This window comes from Wolbachia endosymbiont of Ctenocephalides felis wCfeT, from assembly GCF_012277295.1.
In the GTDB taxonomy this organism is placed as follows: Bacteria; Pseudomonadota; Alphaproteobacteria; order Rickettsiales; family Anaplasmataceae; genus Wolbachia.
The window spans coordinates 967,369-991,911 of record NZ_CP051156.1 but is presented as its reverse complement, the minus strand read 5'-3'; the positions used below and the strand labels follow the sequence as shown (position 1 = coordinate 991,911).

General features: G+C 35.0%; 18 protein-coding genes, 2 tRNA genes and 5 pseudogenes. 12 read left to right on the top strand and 13 right to left on the bottom strand.

Going from position 1 to position 24,543, the window contains the following annotated elements:
- A pseudogene (locus HF197_RS07655) lies at positions 1-1,887 on the bottom strand (ComEC/Rec2 family competence protein).
- A gap of 323 nt (positions 1,888-2,210) precedes the next feature.
- Here HF197_RS07655 and HF197_RS04825 point away from each other — a divergent pair.
- Positions 2,211-2,287 (top strand) — tRNA-Met (locus HF197_RS04825).
- Between the two features lie 128 nt (positions 2,288-2,415).
- Positions 2,416-3,776: pseudogene (tnpC, locus tag HF197_RS04820) on the top strand (IS66 family transposase).
- A 200-nt stretch (positions 3,777-3,976) separates the two neighbouring features.
- Here tnpC (HF197_RS04820) and HF197_RS04815 read toward each other — a convergent pair.
- Complete coding sequence (locus HF197_RS04815; RefSeq protein WP_168464466.1) at positions 3,977-4,639, bottom strand: ABC transporter ATP-binding protein; 663 nt, start codon at positions 4,637-4,639, stop codon at positions 3,977-3,979.
- 124 nt (positions 4,640-4,763) lie between these two features.
- Here HF197_RS04815 and HF197_RS04810 point away from each other — a divergent pair, with 124 nt between their 5' ends.
- Positions 4,764-5,408: a WBM0748 family T4SS-associated protein gene (locus HF197_RS04810; RefSeq protein ID WP_246168450.1), complete on the top strand. Its 645-nt coding sequence runs from the start codon at positions 4,764-4,766 to the stop codon at positions 5,406-5,408.
- Positions 5,409-5,410: 2 nt separating this feature from the next.
- Here HF197_RS04810 and HF197_RS04805 read toward each other — a convergent pair whose 3' ends face one another.
- Positions 5,411-5,845 carry an SH3 domain-containing protein gene (locus HF197_RS04805; RefSeq protein WP_168464465.1) on the bottom strand — a complete coding sequence of 145 codons (435 nt, stop codon included), beginning with the start codon at positions 5,843-5,845 and terminating at the stop codon, positions 5,411-5,413.
- 70 nt (positions 5,846-5,915) lie between these two features.
- Between HF197_RS04805 and HF197_RS04800 the strand changes: the two genes are divergently transcribed.
- A complete protein-coding gene (locus HF197_RS04800; protein ID WP_168464464.1) occupies positions 5,916-7,196 on the top strand; it encodes a pyruvate dehydrogenase complex dihydrolipoamide acetyltransferase in 1,281 nt (426 codons plus the stop codon).
- A 103-nt stretch (positions 7,197-7,299) separates the two neighbouring features.
- Here the strand turns inward: HF197_RS04800 and HF197_RS04795 are convergent.
- Positions 7,300-8,069, bottom strand: a pseudogene (locus tag HF197_RS04795) (IS5 family transposase).
- On the opposite strand from HF197_RS04795, the gene HF197_RS04790 reads away from it, so the two are divergent.
- The gene (locus HF197_RS04790; RefSeq protein ID WP_168463777.1) at positions 8,068-8,769 is read left to right on the top strand and encodes a hypothetical protein; all 702 of its coding nucleotides are present in this window, start codon (positions 8,068-8,070) and stop codon (positions 8,767-8,769) included. The pseudogene HF197_RS04795 and the gene HF197_RS04790 sit on opposite strands and share 2 nt — an antisense overlap.
- 57 nt (positions 8,770-8,826) lie before the next feature.
- Complete coding sequence (locus tag HF197_RS04785; RefSeq protein ID WP_168464463.1) at positions 8,827-9,219, top strand: hypothetical protein; 393 nt, start codon at positions 8,827-8,829, stop codon at positions 9,217-9,219.
- Between the two features lie 63 nt (positions 9,220-9,282).
- Here the strand turns inward: HF197_RS04785 and tnpC (HF197_RS04780) are convergent.
- From tnpC (HF197_RS04780) to hemF, 6 genes and pseudogenes are all read right to left on the bottom strand, one after another.
- Positions 9,283-10,643: pseudogene (gene tnpC / locus HF197_RS04780) on the bottom strand (IS66 family transposase).
- Between the two features lie 88 nt (positions 10,644-10,731).
- A tRNA-Ile gene (locus HF197_RS04775) sits at positions 10,732-10,808 on the bottom strand.
- Between the two features lie 39 nt (positions 10,809-10,847).
- Complete coding sequence (gene trxA, locus HF197_RS04770) at positions 10,848-11,174, bottom strand: thioredoxin (protein ID WP_168464462.1); 327 nt, start codon at positions 11,172-11,174, stop codon at positions 10,848-10,850.
- Positions 11,175-11,261: 87 nt separating this feature from the next.
- The gene (locus tag HF197_RS04765; protein ID WP_168464902.1) at positions 11,262-11,882 is read right to left on the bottom strand and encodes a ribonuclease D; all 621 of its coding nucleotides are present in this window, start codon (positions 11,880-11,882) and stop codon (positions 11,262-11,264) included.
- A gap of 58 nt (positions 11,883-11,940) precedes the next feature.
- Positions 11,941-12,825 carry an aspartate carbamoyltransferase catalytic subunit gene (locus HF197_RS04760; protein WP_168464461.1) on the bottom strand — a complete coding sequence of 295 codons (885 nt, stop codon included), beginning with the start codon at positions 12,823-12,825 and terminating at the stop codon, positions 11,941-11,943.
- 43 nt (positions 12,826-12,868) lie between these two features.
- The gene (gene hemF / locus HF197_RS04755) at positions 12,869-13,693 is read right to left on the bottom strand and encodes an oxygen-dependent coproporphyrinogen oxidase (RefSeq protein WP_168464460.1); all 825 of its coding nucleotides are present in this window, start codon (positions 13,691-13,693) and stop codon (positions 12,869-12,871) included.
- Positions 13,694-13,812: 119 nt separating this feature from the next.
- On the opposite strand from hemF, the gene HF197_RS04750 reads away from it, so the two are divergent.
- From HF197_RS04750 to pheT, 3 genes are all read left to right on the top strand, one after another.
- Positions 13,813-16,284, top strand: a complete 2,472-nt coding sequence (locus HF197_RS04750) for an ATP-binding protein (RefSeq protein WP_168464459.1) — start codon at positions 13,813-13,815, stop codon at positions 16,282-16,284.
- Positions 16,285-16,352: 68 nt separating this feature from the next.
- Positions 16,353-17,087 carry a 3-oxoacyl-[acyl-carrier-protein] reductase gene (gene fabG / locus HF197_RS04745; RefSeq protein WP_168464458.1) on the top strand — a complete coding sequence of 245 codons (735 nt, stop codon included), beginning with the start codon at positions 16,353-16,355 and terminating at the stop codon, positions 17,085-17,087.
- Positions 17,088-17,177: 90 nt separating this feature from the next.
- Complete coding sequence (gene pheT, locus HF197_RS04740; RefSeq protein ID WP_168464457.1) at positions 17,178-19,574, top strand: phenylalanine--tRNA ligase subunit beta; 2,397 nt, start codon at positions 17,178-17,180, stop codon at positions 19,572-19,574.
- A gap of 39 nt (positions 19,575-19,613) precedes the next feature.
- On the opposite strand, the pseudogene tnpC (HF197_RS04735) reads toward pheT, so the two are convergent.
- Both tnpC (HF197_RS04735) and HF197_RS04730 read right to left on the bottom strand, forming a co-directional pair.
- Positions 19,614-20,974 (bottom strand): annotated as a pseudogene (gene tnpC, locus HF197_RS04735) (IS66 family transposase).
- 22 nt (positions 20,975-20,996) lie between these two features.
- Positions 20,997-21,977 carry an RluA family pseudouridine synthase gene (locus tag HF197_RS04730; protein WP_168464456.1) on the bottom strand — a complete coding sequence of 327 codons (981 nt, stop codon included), beginning with the start codon at positions 21,975-21,977 and terminating at the stop codon, positions 20,997-20,999.
- A 140-nt stretch (positions 21,978-22,117) separates the two neighbouring features.
- On the opposite strand from HF197_RS04730, the gene HF197_RS04725 reads away from it, so the two are divergent.
- Positions 22,118-22,468: a hypothetical protein gene (locus HF197_RS04725; RefSeq protein ID WP_168464455.1), complete on the top strand. Its 351-nt coding sequence runs from the start codon at positions 22,118-22,120 to the stop codon at positions 22,466-22,468.
- Between the two features lie 249 nt (positions 22,469-22,717).
- The gene (locus tag HF197_RS04720; RefSeq protein ID WP_168464454.1) at positions 22,718-23,008 is read left to right on the top strand and encodes a hypothetical protein; all 291 of its coding nucleotides are present in this window, start codon (positions 22,718-22,720) and stop codon (positions 23,006-23,008) included.
- Positions 23,009-23,175: 167 nt separating this feature from the next.
- On the opposite strand, the gene HF197_RS04715 is transcribed toward HF197_RS04720, so the two are convergent.
- Positions 23,176-24,132: an IS5 family transposase gene (locus HF197_RS04715; RefSeq protein ID WP_168464453.1), complete on the bottom strand. Its 957-nt coding sequence runs from the start codon at positions 24,130-24,132 to the stop codon at positions 23,176-23,178.
- Positions 24,133-24,250: 118 nt separating this feature from the next.
- Here HF197_RS04715 and HF197_RS04710 point away from each other — a divergent pair, with 118 nt between their 5' ends.
- Complete coding sequence (locus tag HF197_RS04710) at positions 24,251-24,541, top strand: GIY-YIG nuclease family protein (RefSeq protein ID WP_168464452.1); 291 nt, start codon at positions 24,251-24,253, stop codon at positions 24,539-24,541.
- Positions 24,542-24,543 lie beyond the last annotated feature (2 nt).

Here is a 24,543-nt window from a genome sequence, read left to right as displayed (position 1 = left end):
TTACTTATGCCAAGGCCTATTGGAGCGCACTTTTTTCACTTTTACTTCATTGTTTTTTAACCAAATTGCGTATGTTTCTGAATCAGCATGTTTAATAATGTTAGTATTACAAGCTGAATAGTTGAATTTGCTTAATTGAACAATCAGATCAACATTATCGCAATTCTCCAATATATCCCCTTGCTCATTAGCCAGCAGAATTGATTTTCCTCCCCCGTATATACTGCCATGATCGCCACAGTTTAGTCTTTTGTCAAGGCTATTATACTTCTTATGGCTCAAAACTTGATTCTGCCCATTTTGTTTTGCCCATGTTTTGACGACAAAATTTCTATTTTTTCTATTGAGAGAATACAACAAGCCATCACTTTCTTTAACAGCAATGTTATCAGCATTTATTAAAATATCAGGAGTTTTATAGAAAGCACTAGAACAAATACCTAACACAATAAAGAATACTCCAAAAAAACGCCAATTTCTTTCCCATAAGCACAGCCATAATAATCCTAGTGTTATGATAATAATGGATGAAGCAGGGAAAGTGCGTATAGGAATCACTAAATACTGAAGATCAGCAATAGTATTTGTTATATACAAGACACTATTAATTGGGCGCTCTACAATAGGTGCAATAATCCATTCAACACCAAAGGGAATGAGTAGAATATAAACTATCCCAAGTGGAATAATAATGAGTGTAACGATCGGTATAGCAATCAAGTTGGTGATGATACCACTGATTGAAAAATATTGAAAAATAGTTAAAATTATATATTGTGTAAGGTACAGTTGCTAGGCTTGCTATTACTGAGCTGATCATAATTGATACAAAATACCTTATTACTTTTATGTTAAACAATTTATTAGCGTTAATCTGATAACTCGCCACCAATGCCAACACCGCAGAAAATGACATTTGAAAACCGGGTTTTAAAATTGCCTCTGGTTCTAATATCAATATTGCCGAAGCAGCAAATGCAATTACAATTAAACCGCGATATTTTCTTTCTATCACGATAGCAATGAGCACAAGAATTACCATGATATAAGCACGCTGAACTAAAATTTGCATGCCCGTAATTAACAAATAAAATGTTGTTGGTAACATAGTAAAAAAAGCAGAGATTTTTTTAGTATTATAGCGAAGAGTTAAAACTTCAGACAACGCAAGTAAATTACGAAATACCACAAAAAATAACCCAGCAATAAAAGATAAATGGAGACCTGAAATAGCAAATAAATGTGCAATACCCGAGTCGCGTATGGCATCCATAGTTTTTTGATCTATGCCATCTTTTTTGCCAATTAATAATGCGGAAATTATATCTGCATGTGGTTTTTTAATATTTCTCTGAAGATTTTCATAAATAAATTGCCGGAAAGATTCAATGTATTCTTGAAATTTTTTAGTTTCAGCTTTTTTATGTAACACTACCGCACTCGTTGCAAAACCTGTAGCGCTTATTTTTTGATAATACGCTATTCTCGCAAAATCGTACGCATACTCTGCAGGTGCAATTTTTAAGGGAAAAAGTTTTACTGATAATTTTACTTGATCGCCAATTTTGATACCCTCTTCTACTTTAGTTCTGACTGAGATTCTGATATTATTCAGCAATGCTATTTCAGCACGTGACGCTGAAATCCATGTATTCTGGACCCCAATTGGGATAGCAGAAGGCTTTATTTCATAAAGCAGAAGTTTTTATATTTACCTTTATCGTTAATATCCTTCACTGTGGCTATTATGTCCTTTACATATCTCTCTTTACTGAGAATGTGAGTGTCAACTAAGGTTGTTCTCAATTTACTTGCTGTAAAGCCTATTAATACTGCAATTACGGCAATGCATAGAACTCCTATTGTCATACTATAGTCATTTTTCATTCCAGCATCGGAACACTTGGACAACACCAAGTTCATTGAGTGTTTCTTGCACAATATCGCAATCAAAATCAGTGTGAGTACAAGCAAGAGAAAGGTGGACACTGTAAAAATGAAGCTTGGTTCAGAGTTTAAAGAAAAGTAGATTAAAATCCCTGCACACTGAAATACAGGAAACCACAGTATTAAGTTATATTTTTCATTCTGTATATTATTACGTACATATCTAATTATTATGTCAATAATGGTTAAAAAATATGCGCTCATGTTGAGATTTATCCTTGTGCTTTAATATAATCACAATATAATGGATAAATAAACAACGACGCGGGGTGGAGCAGCTCGGTAGCTCGTCAGGCTCATAACCTGAAGGTCGTAGGTTCAAATCCTACCCCCGCAACCAGACAAGTTTTCCTTAAAGTTATGTCAAGTTAATATTAAGAGGAAAATAAGTATCCATTCAGCCGGGCGGTAAAATGAAGAGTAGACAAGGAATGCTAAAAAGGTAAACTAGAGTGGCTGTGAGGTAATATGGTTGATCTTTTAGAATTTTGCGAAAGTTTAAGCAGACTATAGAAAAGTTAGAAACAAAAATAGAAGAGCTTAAAGCAGAAAATAAAGCGCTAAGGATCGAAAACGCTGAGTTAAAAGAAAGGCTTGGCTTAAGTTCAAAAAATTCATCTATACCAAGCTCCAAAGAATTATATAAGATGAGGGAAAATAAGCCAAAAAGTGACAGGAAAGTAGGAGCACAGGTTGGACATAAAGGCAGTTACCGCCCTAAAATGGAGGCAGATGAGATGGTAAAAATAGAACTGCCCAATACGTGTGAGTGCGGAGGAGAAATTGCGGTATCAAAAGATCCGTATACTCATCAAAAGGTCGATTTGCCGGAAATCAAGCCGTATGTAGTTGAATATCAACTAGAGCATGGACGTTGCAAAAGATGTGGAAAAAGAAAAAGTAGCAAGCTACAAGAAGGAGTAACTGCGGACACATTTGGTCCAAGAGTTAAGTCAGTAATTGCAGCATTAAGTGGATTTTACAAGAATTCGAAAAAAGAAGTGGCAAATATTATAAAGGACATTTTCAACCTGGATATCAGCGTCGGTAGTGTATCAAATAGCGAGGCTAGAGTGGCAGAAAAATGCCAAGAAGCATATGAGCAAATTGAGGAAGAGGTAAGCAAGAGCAAAATTTTACATATCGATGAAACTAGCCATTACAACAAAGGTAAACAGGGCTGGTGCTGGATGTTTGCGAGCAAAATAGGAAGTGTGATCAAATTGACAGAGTCAAGAGGGATGAAAGTCCTGGAAAATAGTAAATTTGGAAAGAATAACAACCTAGTAGTGACCAACAGATATGCAGCTTACAACTACTTTTCCAGCAAGAAAAGGCAGGTCTGTTGGGCACATTTAGCAAGAGATTTTGAAAGGTTGTCTCATAGTTGGAATAGCGAAGTGAAAGTTTTGGGGTATTATTTAAGGAATGTTGCTACTGAATTATTTGCATTGAAAAAAGCTCTGTTAAAGGATGAAATAGACACATTAAGGTTCATAAGAAGAGCAAGAAAATTACGCAAGCGAACGAGATATTACTTAAAGAATATATCAAATTTACCTGAGGCAATTGGAGCGTCTCGAGTAGCAAAAAATATCATGAAATCGGATCTGATGATGTGGAAATTTTTGGACGATCCAGAAAATATTCCACTGACAAACAACTATGCTGAGCGACAGATTCGGCATTACGTTGTTTACCGAAAAGTTTCATATTTTACACAATCGAAACGGGGAAATATGTTTCTTGAGAGGATAATTTCATTGTACTTGACTTGGAGGCAAAAGAAGTTAAATCCTTTTCAAAACCTACTGGCTATTGCTTCTTAAGCCATACACCTGAATGGATACAGTCTGGTCACTAGCAAGACTAAAGACTATGCATGGGGTAAAACTATAGAACTTGCGGAAAACTAACATAAAATCATTTTTGCCTAAAAGCCACCGCATTGCGGTGGCCCCTCCTTCTTGTAGTCTCTCCTTGAGCCAAGCTGCTGTGTAAAGATCAACAAATTACTTGACCTTTACAGTTACAATTTTACTAATGACTTGTTTTGCAATTGAAAAACACAATCTGCTTTTTCTGCAAGAGAATGGTTATGTGTTACTATCAGCATAGAGTTATTGTTTTCCTTTACATATGAATACAGCAGAGAAAATACGTTCAAAGAGTTTGTAGGATCCAAATTCCCTGTGGGCTCATCTGCAAGTAAAAGTTTTGGAGAGTTTAGAATACTCCTTGCAATCGCAATTCTCTGCCTTTCTCCACCGGAAATCTCAGATATCATGCTGTTTGCTTTGGCTTCCATGTTAAATTTTTCTAATATTGCCTGTGCATTTTTTCTTGCCTCAGCTTTGCTTTTTCCTGCAATAAGTTGAGGAAGTGCAATATTTTCCAGTACCAATAGTTCTTGCAATAGGTAGTGGAATTGATAAACAAAGCCCAAGTAATTTTTTCTGATATTGGTCTTAAGTTTATTGCTAATTTTTGTACAATCTACTTCATCTATTAAAACTGCACCTGAGGTTGGTTTGTCCAGTAGGCCTGCAATTTGCAATATAGTTGTTTTTCCTGACCCTGAGCCTCCAATTAATGCAACTACTTGCCCTTTTGCAACATTTAGATTTATATCTTTTATGACAGAAGGACTGCCTTTAAAACTCTTTTCTACAGAAACTAACTTTAGTACCACTTAAAACCTATTGCAGATGTTTTGTTATCTTACTTTAATAATTAATTAAGATAAAGTACTTGATATTTAAGTCTGGCTACTATATTTTGTAGAGCAGGACTTCATTAGTGTAAGGAGGTATCTCATGTCAATAAAAAACGAAATTTATAACCTGATAAAACAACAATTTCACATTAAGTATTTTGATATTAAATATCAGGATAATTATTTGGCTCGTGTTGCACATAGATTTGCAATTGAATCTATGCATGATTCTGCTGCAAGCCAGATTTCTAACTCCATCGCCCTTTGCATAGTTGGAAGTGGTGAGTGTCAAGTCCAATATAAAAATATTGCAGATGCAATTGGTATAACACGTGAAGAAATAAGACAATGCAACATTGAAAGTATTTCAAGTAAAATAAATAGTGAAGCTGAAAGAGAAGGCAGTGAATTTTTTCAAATGCTTTCTAGGTTTGATCAGTCGTTAAGAGAATATAGTGAAAAATCTATTATGGAAATATTAAACTTGTCTGCTGAACAGATGTTAAAAGCATTTTGTGGTGAGGCAGATGAAACTAATCCTTCATTTGACAGAAATGTAGTTGATCTTGATTCTGCAGGTGAAGAAGGTTCTGATACTGGTTCAGATGATTCAGGCTCTTCTGATGAGGAAAGTGATGATTCAGATGATCTTGGCTCTTCATATGGAGAAAGCTCAGATGAAGAATATGACTATGTTCTTCTTTCTCCGCCTTATAATCCTGGCAGTGATGACATTCTTGGTTGATACTAATCAATACCATATACGTATTTTTTCTGCACCCATGCTTTACGTTTTGGGGCAGAAAGAAAGCACCACTCCTCACTGCATTTTTCTATTTTCATGACAACAAATTTATCTATTTCCATAGTAACCTTGCTGTCAATACTCTGTTTTTGGTAGCCACAAGTATCTTCTTTTATTATTGCATAGTGTTTACCGCTAAGTAAGCTGCTTTTTATCCATCCACAATCTTCATTTATATCACAAACCTTTTTCCAATCCTCAAATTCTTCCATAACTTTTAGGGGTAGGTTTTTGCAAGTGTATATCCACTTGACAGGGTAGTGGAATCCTGGCCCTGTTCTCATATTGATTTTATTTGACTTTGTTGAAACAAAGTCGTTTGCAAATAAGCTGAAACTAAGTAACAAAGAAAATAATATGATAAACTTATTAATCATAATTCACGATTAGATTGACATAAGATAAAGAGTAAATTAAAAATTGAATAGATCTTTAAATACACAATAAATGCCTATAGAAATATTAATGCCTGCTCTTTCTCCTACAATGAGTAAAACTGGAGGGAAAATTGTCAAATGGCATAAAAAAGAACAGGACAAAGTTGAAGTAGGTGATGTAATTGCTGAAATAGAGACTGACAAGGCTATAATGGAGTTCGAGTCTGTAGATGAAGGTATTGTAGGCAAAATTTTAGTATCAGAAGGAACAAGTGGTGTGCCTGTTAATCAACCTATAGCTTTAATGCTTGAAGAAGGGGAAGATAGCAGTGTACTTGATGGCTATACCACAACTTCTGCTGGTAATGCTGAAGCTGATGAATCTGGATTGTCGTTCCAGCGCGCGACGCTGGAATCCAGTAAAGAAAAAAAAGAATCAATCCCAGTGTCAGCTACTCAGATGACAGAGGATTATGCAGAAAACAGGGCAAAAATAAGCCCTTTAGCTAAAAAAATTGCTCAAGACAAGCAAGTGGATATAAAGCAATTAAAGGGTACAGGGCCATATGGCCGTATAATTAAGGCTGATGTGTTGGAATCTTTAGGTAATAGTGGATTAGGTAATGGTAAAAGTTGTGAAAGATTTGAAGAAGATAGGGTGATTGAAGTAAGCAGCATGCGCCAAGTTATAGCGCAGTGTCTTGTTGAGTCTAAGCAGAATGTTCCACACTTTTACTTAACTGTGGACTGCATGGTGGATAAATTAATATCGTGTAAAAATGATATCAACTCTGCAAGTGAGGGCAGTAAAGTTACAATTAATGACCTGGTTATCAAAGCTGTAGCTCTTAGCATGGCAAAATTTCCTGAAGTAAATTCTTCTTGGATAGATGATAAAATACTGCAGTACTCTAATATAGATATCTCAATTGCTGTTGCTCTTGATGATGGATTGATTACTCCTATAGTAAAAAGTGCTGATAAAAAGGGCATTTTGTCAATATCAAGAGAAGTGAAGGATTTAGTGAGTAGAGCAAAATCTGGAAAATTAAAACCTGAAGAGTTTCAAGGTGGAGGATTCACTATATCAAACTTAGGCATGTTTGGTATTAAGACCTTTAGCGCTATAATTAATCCACCACAGTCGTGCATTATAGCTGTTGGTGCATCTCAAAAGCAACCAGTTGTTATTGATGGGGAAATAGGGGTAGCAGAAATAATGACAGTAACACTTTCTGTTGATCACAGAACAATTGATGGGGCACTAGGAGCGAAATTCTTAAATGCTTTTAAGAGCTATATAGAAAACCCTGTATCGATGCTCATTGAAGGGTCTGTAGGCTTATTATAATAAAATTAATATTTTCAAGCTTATAATTAAATAGTTAATAGATTTGGAGGTAAAAATGGCTACATCTCAAAAAACACGACAATCTAAGAAGGTGTCTGCAAACTCAAGAATTAGCTAATTTAGTAAGCATAATAGTAGTCATATTAAAGAAAATATTGGTTTCCGAAGTTTGAGGAGAATGCTCATAATCCTTACTCATACGCCTAAAATTGGAAAGCCAAGCAAAAGTTCTTTCAACAATCCAACGCTTCGGTATAACCTCAAATCCCGCAATATTAGGAGCTTTTTTTGCTATTGTAAATAAACATCCTGTTTTTATTAAGCATCTGTTTTTAAGGTTACCTGTGTATCCTTGATCAGCAAAAAACCTCTGTAATGTTGGTATTTTTTGTTTTGCTTTTACCAGAAGATCTAAAGCTCCCTCGCGGTCTTGGATGCTTGCACTGTGTACATCTGCCGTAATCACGAGTCCTAGCGTGTCTACAATAATATGCCGTTTTCGACCTTTTATTTTCTTGCCAGCATCGTAACCTCTGGCCCCCCTTTTTGAGTCGTTTTTACTGATTGGCTGTCAATTATTCCAACTGATGGTGTGGCTCTTTTACCAACTACCTCCCTTACTTTTTTTACTAAAATATCGTGTATTTCTTGCCATTTTCCAGTGTTTTTTAGTCGTGTGTTCCAACTGTAAATTGTCTTCCATGGTGGGAAATCCTTAGGTAATTGTCTCCATTGGCAGCCTGTTCTCATTACGTACCTTATTGCATTAATAATTGTTCTAATATCGTGTTTTCTTGGTCTACCTGTCTTTTTTGGCTCAAAATATGGCTTTAAAATTTCCCATTCACTGTCTTTTATGTCACTTGGATACATGTTAAAGTTATCCTTGTATCACATAATTGTCCTTTTTTCTACTTTTCTACATACTTTGCAGACACCTTCTAACACTTCTTTTGCTGAAGCTCGGTCAAAGTTTATACAGTATGAGAATTCTTCATCTAATGAATCAATAAACACGATTGGTAAAGAGCCAAAAGAATTTAAACATAAAGTGAAACAGGGTGATTTTATTCATCTTACAAGAAAGAATCTCACTGGAGTACCAAAGCAAGCCTATAAGCAAAAAGGGAAAGTAACTTCTGCTAATACGCCTGGTAGTATTTCTACTTCTGTTGCTCAAGATCCTATCTTAAGGCAAGAAGAGAAAGTAACTTCTGCTGATCCAAAAAAAGCGAAGCAACAGCTACCCAATCAATATACTAAGGATAAAAAAGAGCAATGGTTAAAAGTTCTTGAGGCTGGTAAAAAAACTGTGCCATTTATTCCAATGGCAAGGGAAAGAAGTGATAGCAATGATTCATCATGGAGTGTTTCCACTCAATCTACTGTTTCAGAGCAGAATGTTTTAGATCAGCAAGGAAGTACAGGTGCGATAGGTGAATTAGAAACTATGAAAGTTCTAAGAACACTCAGTAAAAAAGAAAGAGAAATTCTTGGTATTTCTTTTCCACAACAAGGTAATGGTAATAAAGAAACTATAAGCATTTCTGCTCAACCTACTGTTTCAGAATAGACTAAAGAAGTTCCAGGTGTTTCTTCTCCGCAGCAAGGTGAAGCTAAAAAATCTCCTGTGGGCGCTAAAGATTATCGTAATTGGAATCCAGCATATATCAATAAGAAGCCCTTTGATCCAAACAAACCTGTTCATCCATCACAACGCATTGATGCTAATATTCAGTATAGCAGCATAACTTCTGGCACCAAGCTACCTTACTCAGCTACAGAAAAGTGTATGATTACACACGATGGCAATGCGCTTGAAGAGAAGATGAAGAGGGATCATACATTTCAATCAGATCCAAGTGTCAAACATGTAAAGGGTAATATTGCAGTGTGTGATACTACTCGGGGTAATAACAAAAAAGGTGCAAAACCTGATGTTTCACGTGAGCAAGGGCCTTCATCTGGAGTGTATACAGTTAATGTGAAGAAATTGATTAAAAAATTCCAAGCACCGAGTTAAACCCTAGATCTTGGCGCTTGAAGCGCTGGGATCTCAGCGAAGGTATCCATTCAGGTGTATGGCTTAAGAAGCAATAGCCAGTAGGTTTTGAAAAGGATTTAACTTCTTTTGCCTCCAAGTCAAGTACAATGAAATTATCCTCTCAAGAAACATATTTCCCCGTTTCGATTGTGTAAAATATGAAACTTTTCGGTAAACAACGTAATGCCGAATCTGTCGCTCAGCATAGTTGTTTGTCAGTGGAATATTTTCTGGATCGTCCAAAAATTTCCACATCATCAGATCCGATTTCATGATATTTTTTGCTACTCGAGACGCTCCAATTGCCTCGGGTAAATTTGATATATTCTTTAAGTAATATCTCGTTCGCTTGCGTAATTTTCTTGCTCTTCTTATGAACCTTAATGTGTCTATTTCATCCTTTAACAGAGCTTTTTTCAATGCAAATAATTCAGTAGCAACATTCCTTAAATAATACCCCAAAACTTTCACTTCGCTATTCCAACTATGAGACAACCTTTCAAAATCTCTTGCTAAATGTGCCCAACAGACCTGCCTTTTCTTGCTGGAAAAGTAGTTGTAAGCTGCATATCTGTCGGTCACTACTAGGTTGTTATTCTTTCCAAATTTACTATTTTCCAGGACTTTCATCCCTCTTGACTCTGTCAATTTGATCACACTTCCTATTTTGCTCGCAAACATCCAGCACCAGCCCTGTTTACCTTTGTTGTAATGGCTAGTTTCATCGATATGTAAAATTTTGCTCTTGCTTACCTCTTCCTCAATTTGCTCATATGCTTCTTGGCATTTTTCTGCCACTCTAGCCTCGCTATTTGATACACTACCGACGCTGATATCCAGGTTGAAAATGTCCTTTATAATATTTGCCACTTCTTTTTTCGAATTCTTGTAAAATCCACTTAATGCTGCAATTACTGACTTAACTCTTGGACCAAATGTGTCCGCAGTTACTCCTTCTTGTAGCTTGCTACTTTTTCTTTTTCCACATCTTTTGCAACGTCCATGCTCTAGTTGATATTCAACTACATACGGCTTGATTTCCGGCAAATCGACCTTTTGATGAGTATACGGATCTTTTGATACCGCAATTTCTCCTCCGCACTCACACGTATTGGGCAGTTCTATTTTTACCATCTCATCTGCCTCCATTTTAGGGCGGTAACTGCCTTTATGTCCAACCTGTGCTCCTACTTTCCTGTCACTTTTTGGCTTATTTTCCCTCATCTTATATAATTCTTTGGAGCTTGGTATAGATGAATTTTTTGAACTTAAGCCAAGCCTTTCTTTTAACTCAGCGTTTTCGATCCTTAGCGCTTTATTTTCTGCTTTAAGCTCTTCTATTTTTGTTTCTAACTTTTCTATAGTCTGCTTAAACTTTCGCAAAATTCTAAAAGATCAACCATATTACCTCATAGCCACTCTAGTTTACCTTTTTAGCATTCCTTGTCTACTCTTTATTTTACCGCCCGGCTGAATGGATACAGAACAACATGGTGGGACTGGTAGGACTCGAACCTACGACCAATTCGTTATGAGCGAACTGCTCTAACCGACTGAGCTACAATCCCCTATATAAGTACTTATGATACAGAAAAAAGTGAGTTTGTCTACTTGCTTATTTCGCCATCAACCCAACTTGATAAATCACTTATTGCACCAATTTTGCGTGCAATTTCCTTGCCATCTTTCAATATTATTAGGGTAGGTATAGATTGAACCACATATTTGCTTGGCATTTCGGTTCCTTCATCTATATTAAATTTGCAAACCTTTATCTTACCTTTTTTATCCTTTGCTAGCCGCTCAATGTGCGGCATTATAGCTCTGCAAGGTCCACACCATTCTGCCCAAAAATCTATAAGTATGAATCCTTTATGATCAGCAACCTCTGATTTAAAGTTTTTATCATTTACCTTTGTAATATCATCACTCATAGAATACCTAAATTTAAAATTGTCATCTGTAATATAGCGCATTAACTGCTAATTAATCAACTAAATTCTTAACTTCTCTTTTGTGAATTACATATGGTAGTTAAAAATATCCATATTATTCCACCCCATTAAATCTAATTCGATACGCACTGGAAGGAATTCAAAACATTTTTGCGCCAATTCCTTTCTGTTTTCACGTTCTAACATTAGATCCAGCTTTTCCTTTATCTTGTGAAGGTACAAAACATCAGATGCAGCATAACTCTTCTGTTTATCTGTTAAATTTTCACTTCCCCAATCAGAAGACTGATGTTGCTTGTTTAGCTTCGTGCCAAGCAACTCCTGGCACAATTCTTTTAAACTATGACTATCTGTGTAAGTACGCGCTAAACGTGAAGCTATTTTTGTACAATAGCATGGCAGTGCCCAAGTTTCTAAGTAATAGCGTATTATGCTAATATCAAATCGTGCAAAATGAAATATCTTGGTTATATTTTTATCTGCCAATATCTTTTTTAAATTCGTGGCTGTGTAATCGTCTTTAAACTGGATTAAGTGAGCATTACCGTCATTAAAGGCAAGCTGAACAAGGCACAATCTATCTCTTGCATGAAGCAGACCCATTGCTTCAGTGTCAACAGCTACGGAACTTACGCTATCTGGCACCACATCAATTGGCAAGTCATTTTTGTGTAAAAATATACTCATAGAGTCAATATAAAAACTGATAGTAACCGAAAATGGGCTTGAAGTACATAAAATTCCCTTATCCAAGATAATAACGCAAAATTGCCTTACGTACTGCAAGCCCGCATTCCACTTGCTGTAAAATTATGCTATCTGCTATTTCATCGCTAATTTCTACTCCTCTATTTACTGGCCCAGGGTGCATAACAATCGCATCTGGCTTCGCATACGAGAGCTTATGTGAATCAAGCCCATATAGGTAAAAATACTCTTTTTCTGATGGGATAAAATAACTATTATTCATGCGCTCTTTCTGCAGCCTGAGAAGCATGATCACATCAGCATCTTTTATGCCTACAATTAACGAATAATGCACTTCAGGAAAATACTTACAAGTTAAAGTTGGAGGCGCAACTAAACGTATTTCTGCTCCGAACATCTCTAGCAATCTAATATTTGATTTTGCAACTCTACTGTGCAAAATATCGCCACATATAACAACTTTAAGGCCTTCTATTTGCTTTTTATGATTACTGATTACAAAATAATCTGCAAGTGCCTGCGTTGGATGTTCGCGACTTCCATCACCTGCATTGATTAATACACAGTCAATATACTGAGCCAAAACGTTGAAAATCCCGCTATTTTTATGTCTGACTATTATATAATCAGGATTCATCGCATTTAATGTTTTGATCATATCCTTTAAGTCCTCTCCTTTATTAATCGAAGAAGATTTGATTGGTATAGTTAAAACATTTGCTCCAAGGCTTTTTGCCGCTATTTCAAAAGAGGCAAGAGTGCGCGTTGAATCTTCAAAGAATAGGTTTATTACTGTCTTATTTTCTAAGATATTATTATCCGTAACTTCTTTATTTAAGTACTGATTAGCTAATTTTATTATACTTTCTATATCGCTGATTGTAAGATCTGAAATACTCAATAAACTTTTTTTCCTACTCATAAATTATTGCTTAAATTGCGTCAATCTATTTTCTATATAACTTTTATAACCACTTCACAAGTGGCGGCATGGACATCATAATTGCATCAGGATTGCCATCAGTCATTAAGCCAAATCTCGTACCGCGATCGTAAAGCAGGTTAAACTCCACATATCTACCACGCTTTATTAGTTGGGCTTCTCGTTGTTCCTTTGTCCATGGTTTGCTCATATGTTCGTGTATAACATGCAAGTAAATCTCTAAGAACGCCTTGCCTACTGCTTTTGTAAACTCAAAATCACTTTTCCAGTTACCAGAATTTAGGTTGTCATAAAAAATTCCACCTATTCCTCGAGGTTCTTTTCTGTGCTGCAAAAAAAAGTAGTTATCGCATTGCTCTTTAAATCTTGGATAATATTCAGTATCAAACTTGTCACATGCTCTTTTAATTGATTGATGAATGTATTGACAATCCTTTTCATTGTTATATATTGGTGTAAAATCCATTCCTCCACCAAACCACTGTTTTGAGGTGTATATCAGCCTCGTATTCATGTGAGCTGCAGGAATAAGAGGTGATTGCATATGGGACACTAAAGATATACCGCTAGCCCAAAATTCTCCACCGCTTTCACTTGCACCAGGAACTTCATCTATTACTGAACCTGCGAATTTTCCATATACTTTTGAAATGTTTACTCCTACTTTTTCAAAGATATTGCCATAAATAACTGTAGATTCACCTCCACCACCACCTGGACGATCCCACTTTCTTCTTTCAATTTTTGGCTCTTTAAGCGACTGCCTTTCGATCGATAAGAAAGATTCTACTATCTTGTCTCTTAACGAACAAAACCACTCAAAAGTTTGTATTTTTTGCCTTTCCATAATATTTTACTTACTAATGACCAAGAAGCGTAATGAGATTTAAATAGTAATTACCTATCAAAGGTGTTAATAAATATATAATAATTAAATAAATATAATGAAACATTTTTATATATGCAATGAGCAAAAGATACGTAGATAGCAAGAAAGAAAATAGGATTGATTTCATCTTGAGAAATTATGGAATGTCAATCATCATGATGGTAGCTATAATGCTATTGCCACCAGTAATAATATCAATTCTCTACTCTTTTGATATACATGATCCACATACCAATATAGAGATTAACCTACTGGTAACCACTCTAATGACTCTTTTCATAATATACAACATAAAACGCTATAGGTACCTACTCAACACTATAGAATTTCAAAATGCAATATTTGCAAATGCACTAAACCACAATACGGAGTTTTGTCTTATTTTACATAAAGATGAAGGTATTATATATGCTGATGCAAGATTTTATGAAAGATTCAAAGATCATATAGATGATGAAGTTACACTAAGTAAGATTCTTGCAGCTGGAGAGGTTTCTGAAAAAGACAAAAAAGCACTTTATGTTGCTCTAAAAAATAACTCCTCTGTACAGATGCGTATTTCACTAAACAAAAAAAATATGACATCTGACTTCCTTTTACTTTGTGAGCCGGTACCAGACAATCCACAAATTACCACAAGTAATTTTAATCTGTCATTAGCACCAATAGCGCGACCACATGGATACTTTGTATTAAAAGCAACGCAGATAAACAAGGAGCAAGTTTATGAAGAATTGGTAGAAAAGCATAATATAGGAACCTACATTGCAAACACTAAAGGAGGGATTATCTCTGCAAATAAAAGCTTTTTGGATATATTCGAGCTAAAAAGAATTGAAAAAAGCAGCTCAATCAATGATTTTATATCTCAATCTAAATACAATGACACAGAAGCTGGCAGTGAAACTCTATTTGTTACTGCAAGTGGTATTCCCTTTAAAGCGTACATGAGTACCGCTATGTTCCGTGATAAATATAATCACAACTATATACATGGCTTTGTAACACCTGTTGAATCAAACATAGTTGATTATCAATTGCACCCCTGCTTTGCAAATGCATCAATTGCAATTGCACAGTGTGATAGAAATGGTAACTTCGTAAAGAAAAACACAGCATTAATAAAATTTGCGGGATTGAACAAGAATTCAATCTTCACATTAGTGTCAGAAAGCTACCATGCCAAAATTCGTGAATATTTCTTGAGTAATCGGATAAATAATGCATCTTTTGATGTACAACTTAGTGACAACAACGATGTAAAAATATATTTCAATAAATTTCTTCACAATAAAATAATATTCATACTTTGTTATTTTCTTGATAACACCGAACATAAAAATTTAGAGATTAAGCTTGAGCATTACCAAAAAATGCAAGCCATCGGCCAATTGGCAGGTGGTATTGCACACGATTTTAATAATATATTAACTGGAATAATAGGCTTTTGCGATTTACTTTTGCTTCAACACTCAGCCGGCGATCCATCTTTTGGGGATATAATACAAATACAACAGAACGCAAAACGTGGATCAAATTTAGTGAAGCAACTACTTGCCTTTTCAAGAAGACAAACCATGCAGCCAAAGATTATTGATATAAATGGTACGATAGCTAGTCTTTGCGAAATGATAAAAAGATTAATAGGTGAAAATATAAAATTTACTACTTATTATGATCGAGACTTAGGTGCTGTAAGGGCTGATCAAGGACAGTTGGAGCAGGTTATAATTAACTTAGCAGTTAATGCTAGCTCTGCTATGGAAAAAGGTGGAGAGCTAACTATACGAACCTTTAATCAAAAGATTGATTCGCTAAATTCTACGCCTAAGGACATGCTTTCTCCTGACAAAGAATCAATTGAGCATGGAAATTATGTAGTGATTGAAGTGATAGATACTGGGTGCGGTATGGAAAAGGATGTAATTAACAAAATCTTCGATCCATTTTTTTCTACCAGAGATATTAGCTCTGGTACAGGTCTTGGCCTTTCTACTGTATATGGAATTATTAAACAAACTGAAGGATATATTTACGTTTCTAGTAAAGTAAATTACGGAACTAAATTCAGCATATTTTTACCTATGGTCTACACATTAGAAGAAAGTGATATAGAAGAAAGTAGTGAAGCAATAGAAAAGCCAACAATAAGTAAAGTAAGAAGCACTGGTACAATCTTGTTGATCGAAGATGAGGATTCAGTAAGGGAATTCACCACCAAGGCACTAAAAAGAAAAGGGTTTAATGTGATAGAGGCGAGCGTAGGAAGTCGGGCATTAGAGATAATTAGTAAAAAGAGCCAGCACATAGATATAATAATTACTGATGTGATCATGCCGGAATTTAGCGGTCCAGAAATAGTTAAAAAAGCTCTAGTTCTTAGGCCAAATGTAAATGTTATTTTTATTTCCGGATATACAGAAGACGCTTTTTTAAAGAACGATGACATAAACATAGCTGACTTTCACTTTTTACCTAAACCATTTACTTTAAATGAGTTAGGAAACAAGGTTCAAAGTGTGTTACAGGAAGTAAAGAAAATAGCTTAAAATTTACATAGTATACTTGTTGCCAATTGATCAACATTTTGTTAATAATTAAATAAAATAGAACAATTATGTTCAGGTTGGATAATAGAAAGTTTTTAATTACCGGTGCATCAGGTGGAATAGGGCAGGCAATTGTCAAGATTATGCACGATGCTGGAGCGATTTTATGTATTTCCGGCACAAGAAGGGATGTGCTTGAGAAAGTTGCTGAGCAATATGAAAAAAATATACATGTGTTACCTTGTGATTTATCAAATACCGATGAGGTAAATCAACTAGTCAGCAATGCATGTGAAATCATGGAAGGGTTTGATGGGTTAATATGCAATGCTGGTATTACACAGGATGGTTTATTTTTAAGGATGACAGATGAAGCATGGCAAAAAGTGATTGATATTAATTTAACTTCTACATTTAAGCTCAATAGAGAGGCATGTAAAAAATTAATTAAGAATAATTGGGGAAGGATTATCAATATTTCTTCTATAATAGGGTTAACAGGAAATGCGGGGCAAGCAAATTATGCAGCTTCTAAGGCTGGAATGATGGCTATGAGTAAGTCTGTGGCAAAAGAAGTCGCAAATCGTGGTGTCACTGTAAATTGTATTGCTCCTGGGTTTATTGACACTAAAATGACCGAAGTATTAGGTGATGAACAAAAGGAAAAAATATTAATCAACATTCCAATGAAAAGAATGGGTACGGGAGAAGAAATAGCTGCAGGAGTATTATTTCTGGCAAGCGATGAAGCAAAGTATATAACAGGGCATGTACTAAATATCAATGGTGGATTGTTTATGTAATAGCTTAATGTAGAGCTTGATGAAGATATAAAAAACTTTAAAATCACCAGCTTTTACATTAAAATAATTCCTTTAGCACTCTAAAAGTTCATGAAATTTACATTATCCTGGTTATTGGAGCATTTAGATACCAATGCAAGTTTAGAAGAAATTACTGATAAGCTAACTCACATAGGGTTAGAAGTAGAAAGTGTCACTGATAATTCTAGTTTAACTGGATTTGTTGTTGCAGAGGTGTTAGAGGTAGCACCGCATCCCAATGCTGATAAGTTACAGTTATGCAAAGTAAATGATGGAAATAAAATTCTACAGATAGTTTGTGGAGCAAATAATGTTAGAGAAGGCATGAAAACAATACTTGCTTCTCTTGGCAGCACTTTACCAAATAGCGACTTCACAATCAAATCTACAAAGATTCGTGGAATATTAAGTGAAGGAATGCTCTGCTCTGCATCTGAACTTTCGCTAACCAAAGAGGAAAGTGAAGGAATAATGGAACTTTCAGACGATTATGAAATAGGAGATAGGTTTTTTAACTGTGATCCTGTGATTGATATAAATGTTACTCCAAATCGTGGAGATTGTTTGGGTGTGTATGGTATCGCTCGTGATTTAGCTGCAACTGGAATTGGAACACTGAATACTTTATACATTCCGCAGCTTACCAGCTCTATAACTTCACCGATTAATGTAAAAATAACCGATGGAGAAAGCTTTATTAGTGGCACATATATCGCCAATGTAAAAAATAAAGAAAGCCTAAAATGGCTAAAAGATAAATTGGAGTCGATAGGGATGCGTTCTATTTCTACAATAGTAGATATTACTAATTATATTATGATATCTTTTGGCCGCCCATTGCATGCATATGATGCAGATAAAATAGAAGGAGAACTTGTAGTAAGAAAAGCAAATGACGGGGAAAAGTTTACTGCCTTGAGTAGTAAGGAATATCTATTAAATGAAAGTATAAGCGTTATTTCCGACAACAAAAATACTCATGGAATTGCTGGAATTATAGGTGGGCAATTCAGTGAATGTACTATTGATACTACTAATGTCTTTTTGGAATCTGCATGGTTTGATCCTATATCTATTGCAAAATCTTCAAGGCAACTAAATATTTCTACGGAATCTAGTTATAGATTTACACGTTCAGTTGATCATGAATTTACTCTGAATGGGCTCGCTATTGCCACTCAAATGATTTTAGATTTATGTGGTGGAGAAGCTTCAAGTGTGGTTTCTGCTGGTAATGTCAGCAAGCCTGTGTTTGTCATCCCAAAAGATACGGATTCCAGCGTTAAGCACTGGAATGACATTAAAATAGACTTCGATTATCAAGATGTAAGCAAATTTGGAAGCGTATCTATATCACCCGATGAGATATTTAATATCTTAGATAAATTAGGATTTAAAATTGATAAAAGGGCTGAAAATAATTGGAACGTTCAAGTTCCTAGCTGGAGGCCAGATGTTACTACACCAATTGATTTGGTTGAAGAAATAACAAGAATACATGGATATGATAAAATAAAAGAAGAGCCACTAATAGGCAGTTTTAAAGCAGAAACCAATGCGTACGACGACTTGCGTGCTTTAATGATAAGCAGAGGTTTTCATGAGGTGATAACTTGGTCATTTATGAGCGAGTCCGTAGCCGAAAAATTTGGTTACTCAGGTAAACTATTTATTATTGATAATCCATTTAATAATAATTTTAACATAATGAGACCAAGCATTATACCAAACTTGCTGCAAGTTGCTGCCGATAACATCTCTCATGGAGCGTCTGATCTTGCAATTTTCGAGATTGGACCAATTTATGATAGTTGTTCTAATCAATCTAAATACGTTTTAAGCGGGGTTAGAACAGGAAATAATCTGCCACGAAATCATTACAATACGGATAGAGAAGCAGATATTTTTGACGCAAAAGCTGATTTTATAGCAGCCTTAGAATATTTTAATATTAAATACGATAGCTTAGTCCTAGGAAGAGCAGAAAAAGAATATTATCATCCAGGAAAATCGGGAATTTTTTCTTTTAAAGATAAAACAATAGGTTGTTTCGGAGAATTACATCCAAACATACTAGACTCTTTTGATATCAAACAAAAAACTATAGGTTTTGAGATAATATTAGAAAATATTGAAAACTTACCTATTAATAAAAAGAAATTTACTGACTACAGATATCAAAGTGTGAAGCGTGATTTTGCATTTATTGTAAGTAAAGATGTAAAAGTAGGAAGTGTAATTAATGATATAAAAATGAGCTCAGAACTTATCACAGAAGTGTTAGTATTCGATATTTATCAAGGGAGTAACATAGAACCTCACCAAATGTCCATAGCTCTTTCGGTTACTTTCTGCTCTCCTACCCACACTTTGACTGAAGAAGAAATTCAGAAAGAGTCAAGCATTATAGTTGATCTAGTATGTAAAAACACTGAAGGAACTTTGAGATCTGTCAATAACGCATAAACTTAGAAACCCCAGTTCGTATCCATTCAGGTGTATGGCTTAAGAAGCAATAGCCAGTAGGTTTTGAAAAGGATTTAACTTCTTTTGCCTCCAAGTCAAGTACAATGAAATTATCCTCTCAAGAAACATATTTCCCCGTTTCGATTGTGTAAAATATGAAACTTTTCGGTAAACAACGTAATGCCGAATCTGTCGCTCAGCATAGTTGTTTGTCAGTGGAATATTTTCTGGATCGTCCAAAAATTTCCACATCATCAGATCCGATTTCATGATATTTTTTGCTACTCGAGACGCTCCAATTGCCTCGGGTAAATTTGATATATTCTTTAAGTAATATCTCGTTCGCTTGCGTAATTTTCTTGCTCTTCTTATGAACCTTAATGTGTCTATTTCATCCTTTAACAGAGCTTTTTTCAATGCAAATAATTCAGTAGCAACATTCCTTAAATAATACCCCAAAACTTTCACTTCGCTATTCCAACTATGAGACAACCTTTCAAAATCTCTTGCTAAATGTGCCCAACAGACCTGCCTTTTCTTGCTGGAAAAGTAGTTGTAAGCTGCATATCTGTCGGTCACTACTAGGTTGTTATTCTTTCCAAATTTACTATTTTCCAGGACTTTCATCCCTCTTGACTCTGTCAATTTGATCACACTTCCTATTTTGCTCGCAAACATCCAGCACCAGCCCTGTTTACCTTTGTTGTAATGGCTAGTTTCATCGATATGTAAAATTTTGCTCTTGCTTACCTCTTCCTCAATTTGCTCATATGCTTCTTGGCATTTTTCTGCCACTCTAGCCTCGCTATTTGATACACTACCGACGCTGATATCCAGGTTGAAAATGTCCTTTATAATATTTGCCACTTCTTTTTTCGAATTCTTGTAAAATCCACTTAATGCTGTAATTACTGACTTAACTCTTGGACCAAATGTGTCCGCAGTTACTCCTTCTTGTAGCTTGCTACTTTTTCTTTTTCCACATCTTTTGCAACGTCCATGCTCTAGTTGATATTCAACTACATACGGCTTGATTTCCGGCAAATCGACCTTTTGATGAGTATACGGATCTTTTGATACCGCAATTTCTCCTCCGCACTCACACGTATTGGGCAGTTCTATTTTTACCATCTCATCTGCCTCCATTTTAGGGCGGTAACTGCCTTTATGTCCAACCTGTGCTCCTACTTTCCTGTCACTTTTTGGCTTATTTTCCCTCATCTTATATAATTCTTTGGAGCTTGGTATAGATGAATTTTTTGAATTTAAGCCAAGCCTTTCTTTTAACTCAGCGTTTTCGATCCTTAGCGCTTTATTTTCTGCTTTAAGCTCTTCTATTTTTGTTTCTAACTTTTCTATAGTCTGCTTAAACTTTCGCAAAATTCTAAAAGATCAACCATATTACCTCACAGCCACTCTAGTTTACCTTTTTAGCATTCCTTGTCTACTCTTTATTTTACCGCCCGGCTGAATGGATACTATAGGCTTGCCTAATGTATCAATAGACTGCTTGATATGCTCAGAAAGAGGAGCGGTAATGGTAACCTCTTTGCCATTTGGTAACCTTAAAGATAAAGAATAAGAATGCAAGTGAATTTGATTTACCACCCCATCCACAAAAGCTTTTTTACCACCATATTTCCCGTCACCAAGAATTGGACAATTTATGTGAGCCAAATGTGCACGTAACTGATGGGTTCTGCCAGTAATTGGTTGTAATTTTAGATAAGTAACATTATGTTCTAATTTCGATATAATTGAGAAATGTGTAGTAGCTTTATTGGGGGAATTCTCATCAACGATAACTTTCTCTTGACCGGAAATATATTTTTTTATTAATGGATAATTTATCACACCTCTGTCTTTACTTGGTACACCAGATGTTAGTGCTAGGTAAATTTTTTTTATTCTTCGTTCTTTAAATTCCTCCATAAGATATCTTGCAATGCTTGCATTACGCGCAAATATTATCACTCCACTAGTATCACGATCTAATCTATGGACAATTTTAAATGTTTCTCCTTCTCTTATTTGGTCGAGTAAATCACTAATGCTAATCTTCACCTTCACTCCACCTTGAACGATTACTCCCGAGTGTTTGTTGATCGCTAATATGTATTCATCTTCATATAATATGTTACTTCTTAATAATGTTATTAGTTTTTCATTATATTTACGCTCAGAATTAATATCTTCAATATAATCCAAATACTTCAGCGTTATGGTTTGCCCAGGATTCACCCTATCGCTAGATTTTGCTTTGCAGTCATCAACTTTGATTAATCCTTTTCTTAAAGATTTTTCAATTACAGATTGTTTTAGATTAGGAAAAACTCTCCTTATGTACCTATCCAACCTAACGTCGTTGTCTTCTACTAATATAGTTCTTATTTTATCTGGCATTTCACTTACAAGAATATCTTGATCTCAGGCTGAAATCAAGGCCCTACGTAGATATAATTACTTCGGGCTAATTATGCTATAATAAACATATTTTATTAATAAGTAAATGTTATAATAACTATTTTAATGAAGGTAATATTATGGCAAGAATAAGAGTGTATCTTCCGAGACCAAATTTTAAGCAAGTTACGCACGATGATTACCCTACACTATTCAACGGTAGTGATTATGGTAAAGGCATTTATATCGAAAAAAAAGAAGGCTCATATACACAAGGGGTACGTTTGGGATTTAATTGTAACAATTATAGTAATGGTGCACATACAGACGAAGCAGAATTAGTAGAGGAGTTTTCTGACCACACTTATGATCATGTCACGCAACAATATGTGAAACGCTATATCTATGATCTCAGAGTGCCTGATGAGGTCGCTAGGAATATAGTCGATGAAGCAAATACATGCGGTTTTGATTGTAATTATTGGTTTTAATTAGGCGAAAATATTAAGATTTAAAGCCTACTTACACATTGCCACTCAATTTCATTCTAAAAATAAGTAGCCTACTAAATACTTGTGCACAAATTGAAAACAAATTGTGCACGAGTATAAGTATTATGAATTCACTATGCTGTGTTAAAGTTATCGATCAGATAGCACTATTCAGATTGACTATACTATAACAAACATATTTTATTAATAATTTAATGTTATAATAACTATTTTAATAAAGGTAATATTATGGATGACTATCTTATAAAATTTTCTTTTCCAGAAGATGGATACAACACTATACATGATCCTGTATCAAATTCTTTTACTGCCGGCAAATCCACTAACGGTTGCATGCTTGCATATGAAGATGGTCTCTTAGGAGTGGGATGTGGCCCTAATAATTTTATAGTATATGAAGATGTATCAATTGGAAAAGTGAACAAGTTCACTACCGTAGAATTCAAATTCAAAGATGTAAACGACAAAGATGAGTTTTTAAAAACTGCAAGACCTTTTGGTTGTATAGCAAGCAAATAGAGAAACCCTTTGTATGATTTATAGCACTACTCGTATTGATTATATTATAACATGCATACTTTATTAATGAATTAATATTATAATTACAATTTTAATTAAGGTAATATTATGGAGATAGAATGGCTTTGTTGCATCGCTCTTTGGATAGGAGGCAATGCATAATAAATTCATAAAGCTATCTCAAATTTAGCCATGCCTATTTCAGTAAATTTGTTCAGCAAATAACACTTGAGTAGCATTTCTTTCTCACGGTTAATCTCAGATTTGTTCCTAAAACTAAACCCAAATGTTTGCTTCAGTCGCGAGAAAAAACTTTCTATATAAGATCTCTTCCCATAATTTATCTCTTTTTTCCACTTCTTCATACCATCTTCACCATATGACTTTATGAACTTGATTGTAGAATTTCTCTCAGCCATATAATCCAGCTTTGGATGCTCCACTGCATTGTTTTGCAGAGGAATTTTTGTCTTTATGCCAAGCTCATTGCACAATTTGTATAACTTCTTTCGATTATATGCTCTGTCTGCATATAGTGTGCTTATATTGTATTTAGCATTAGCCCTTGCAATAAGATCACAGGCTCCATAGTGGTCAGAATAAACTCCACTACTGTATTTTGCAGCTATGACTTTTTTGCTACCTATCTCCAGCATTACATGCAATTTTCTTGTTTGCTTATAGCCACGGTACTTTCTATCTGTACCGTTTGCCTTACTATGGCCTGGAATATTATTGTAGATGCTTATTCCAGTGCTATCTATGGCGATCTCAATATTTTCCATACTGTTTTTATCATGTCTTCGATCATTAATTTTTAAGTTAAGCTTTTTGAATCTTCTGGAAGCCTGGGAATAGCTGATAACTTGCAAATTTTTTCCTATTTGCTCAAGGTATCCCGCTATAAACCCCACCGTTTGTCTTAGGCCTATTCTAAACAAATAAGTTATTATGTGAATTAGAATTACGACTTTATCACTATAAATATTGTTGCCACCGGCCATTTTGGGACTTTTTTCGTACCAATTTTCTATGGCATCGTTGACGTAATAAAAAATATTTCCTCTTTCTTGGAGAAATTTGTTATATTCGTAGCAGTTACTGACTTTCATTTTGACTGGCATATTTTTCCTTTGTCGGTTAAATGCCTGTTTATAATGAATTTCATCAGTAACTCCCAGTTCTTTTTACTTTAGCTATGCAACAAAGCCCACTGGGATCCAGTAAATTTATTTACTATATATGAAGAGTTATTATGTCTATATACTGGCAAGTGAGCGTAATGGAACCTTATACATAGGTATGACATCAAATTTAGCTAAAAGAGTGTGGGAACATAGAAATAAAGTCATTTCTGGTTTTACGTCAAGGTATAATGTTTGTGAATTAGTGTACCTTGAAGAGTTCCAAGATATAAGCTTAGCTATTAGTAGGGAAAAGCTTTTGAAAAGTTGGCAGAGAAAGTGGAAAATTGATTTGATTGAAAAAGAAAATCCGAATTGGGAGGATCTGTATGATAAAATCATACAGTAGAT

Excerpts from the sequence above, each read along its gene's own strand:
- HF197_RS04810 (WP_246168450.1), top strand. The coding sequence starts at position 4,764 with ATGTCAATAAAAAACGAAATTTATAACCTGATAAAACAACAATTTCAC.
- HF197_RS04805 (WP_168464465.1), bottom strand. The coding sequence starts at position 5,845 with ATGATTAATAAGTTTATCATATTATTTTCTTTGTTACTTAGTTTCAGC.
- HF197_RS04800 (WP_168464464.1), top strand. The coding sequence starts at position 5,916 with ATGCCTATAGAAATATTAATGCCTGCTCTTTCTCCTACAATGAGTAAA.
- HF197_RS04790 (WP_168463777.1), top strand. The coding sequence starts at position 8,068 with ATGTTAAAGTTATCCTTGTATCACATAATTGTCCTTTTTTCTACTTTT.
- trxA (WP_168464462.1), bottom strand. The coding sequence starts at position 11,174 with ATGAGTGATGATATTACAAAGGTAAATGATAAAAACTTTAAATCAGAG.
- HF197_RS04765 (WP_168464902.1), bottom strand. The coding sequence starts at position 11,882 with ATGAGTATATTTTTACACAAAAATGACTTGCCAATTGATGTGGTGCCA.
- HF197_RS04760 (WP_168464461.1), bottom strand. The coding sequence starts at position 12,825 with ATGAGTAGGAAAAAAAGTTTATTGAGTATTTCAGATCTTACAATCAGC.
- hemF (WP_168464460.1), bottom strand. The coding sequence starts at position 13,693 with ATGGAAAGGCAAAAAATACAAACTTTTGAGTGGTTTTGTTCGTTAAGA.
- HF197_RS04750 (WP_168464459.1), top strand. The coding sequence starts at position 13,813 with ATGAGCAAAAGATACGTAGATAGCAAGAAAGAAAATAGGATTGATTTC.
- fabG (WP_168464458.1), top strand. The coding sequence starts at position 16,353 with ATGTTCAGGTTGGATAATAGAAAGTTTTTAATTACCGGTGCATCAGGT.
- pheT (WP_168464457.1), top strand. The coding sequence starts at position 17,178 with ATGAAATTTACATTATCCTGGTTATTGGAGCATTTAGATACCAATGCA.
- HF197_RS04730 (WP_168464456.1), bottom strand. The coding sequence starts at position 21,977 with ATGCCAGATAAAATAAGAACTATATTAGTAGAAGACAACGACGTTAGG.
- HF197_RS04725 (WP_168464455.1), top strand. The coding sequence starts at position 22,118 with ATGGCAAGAATAAGAGTGTATCTTCCGAGACCAAATTTTAAGCAAGTT.
- HF197_RS04720 (WP_168464454.1), top strand. The coding sequence starts at position 22,718 with ATGGATGACTATCTTATAAAATTTTCTTTTCCAGAAGATGGATACAAC.
- HF197_RS04715 (WP_168464453.1), bottom strand. The coding sequence starts at position 24,132 with ATGCCAGTCAAAATGAAAGTCAGTAACTGCTACGAATATAACAAATTT.
- HF197_RS04710 (WP_168464452.1), top strand. The coding sequence starts at position 24,251 with ATGAAGAGTTATTATGTCTATATACTGGCAAGTGAGCGTAATGGAACC.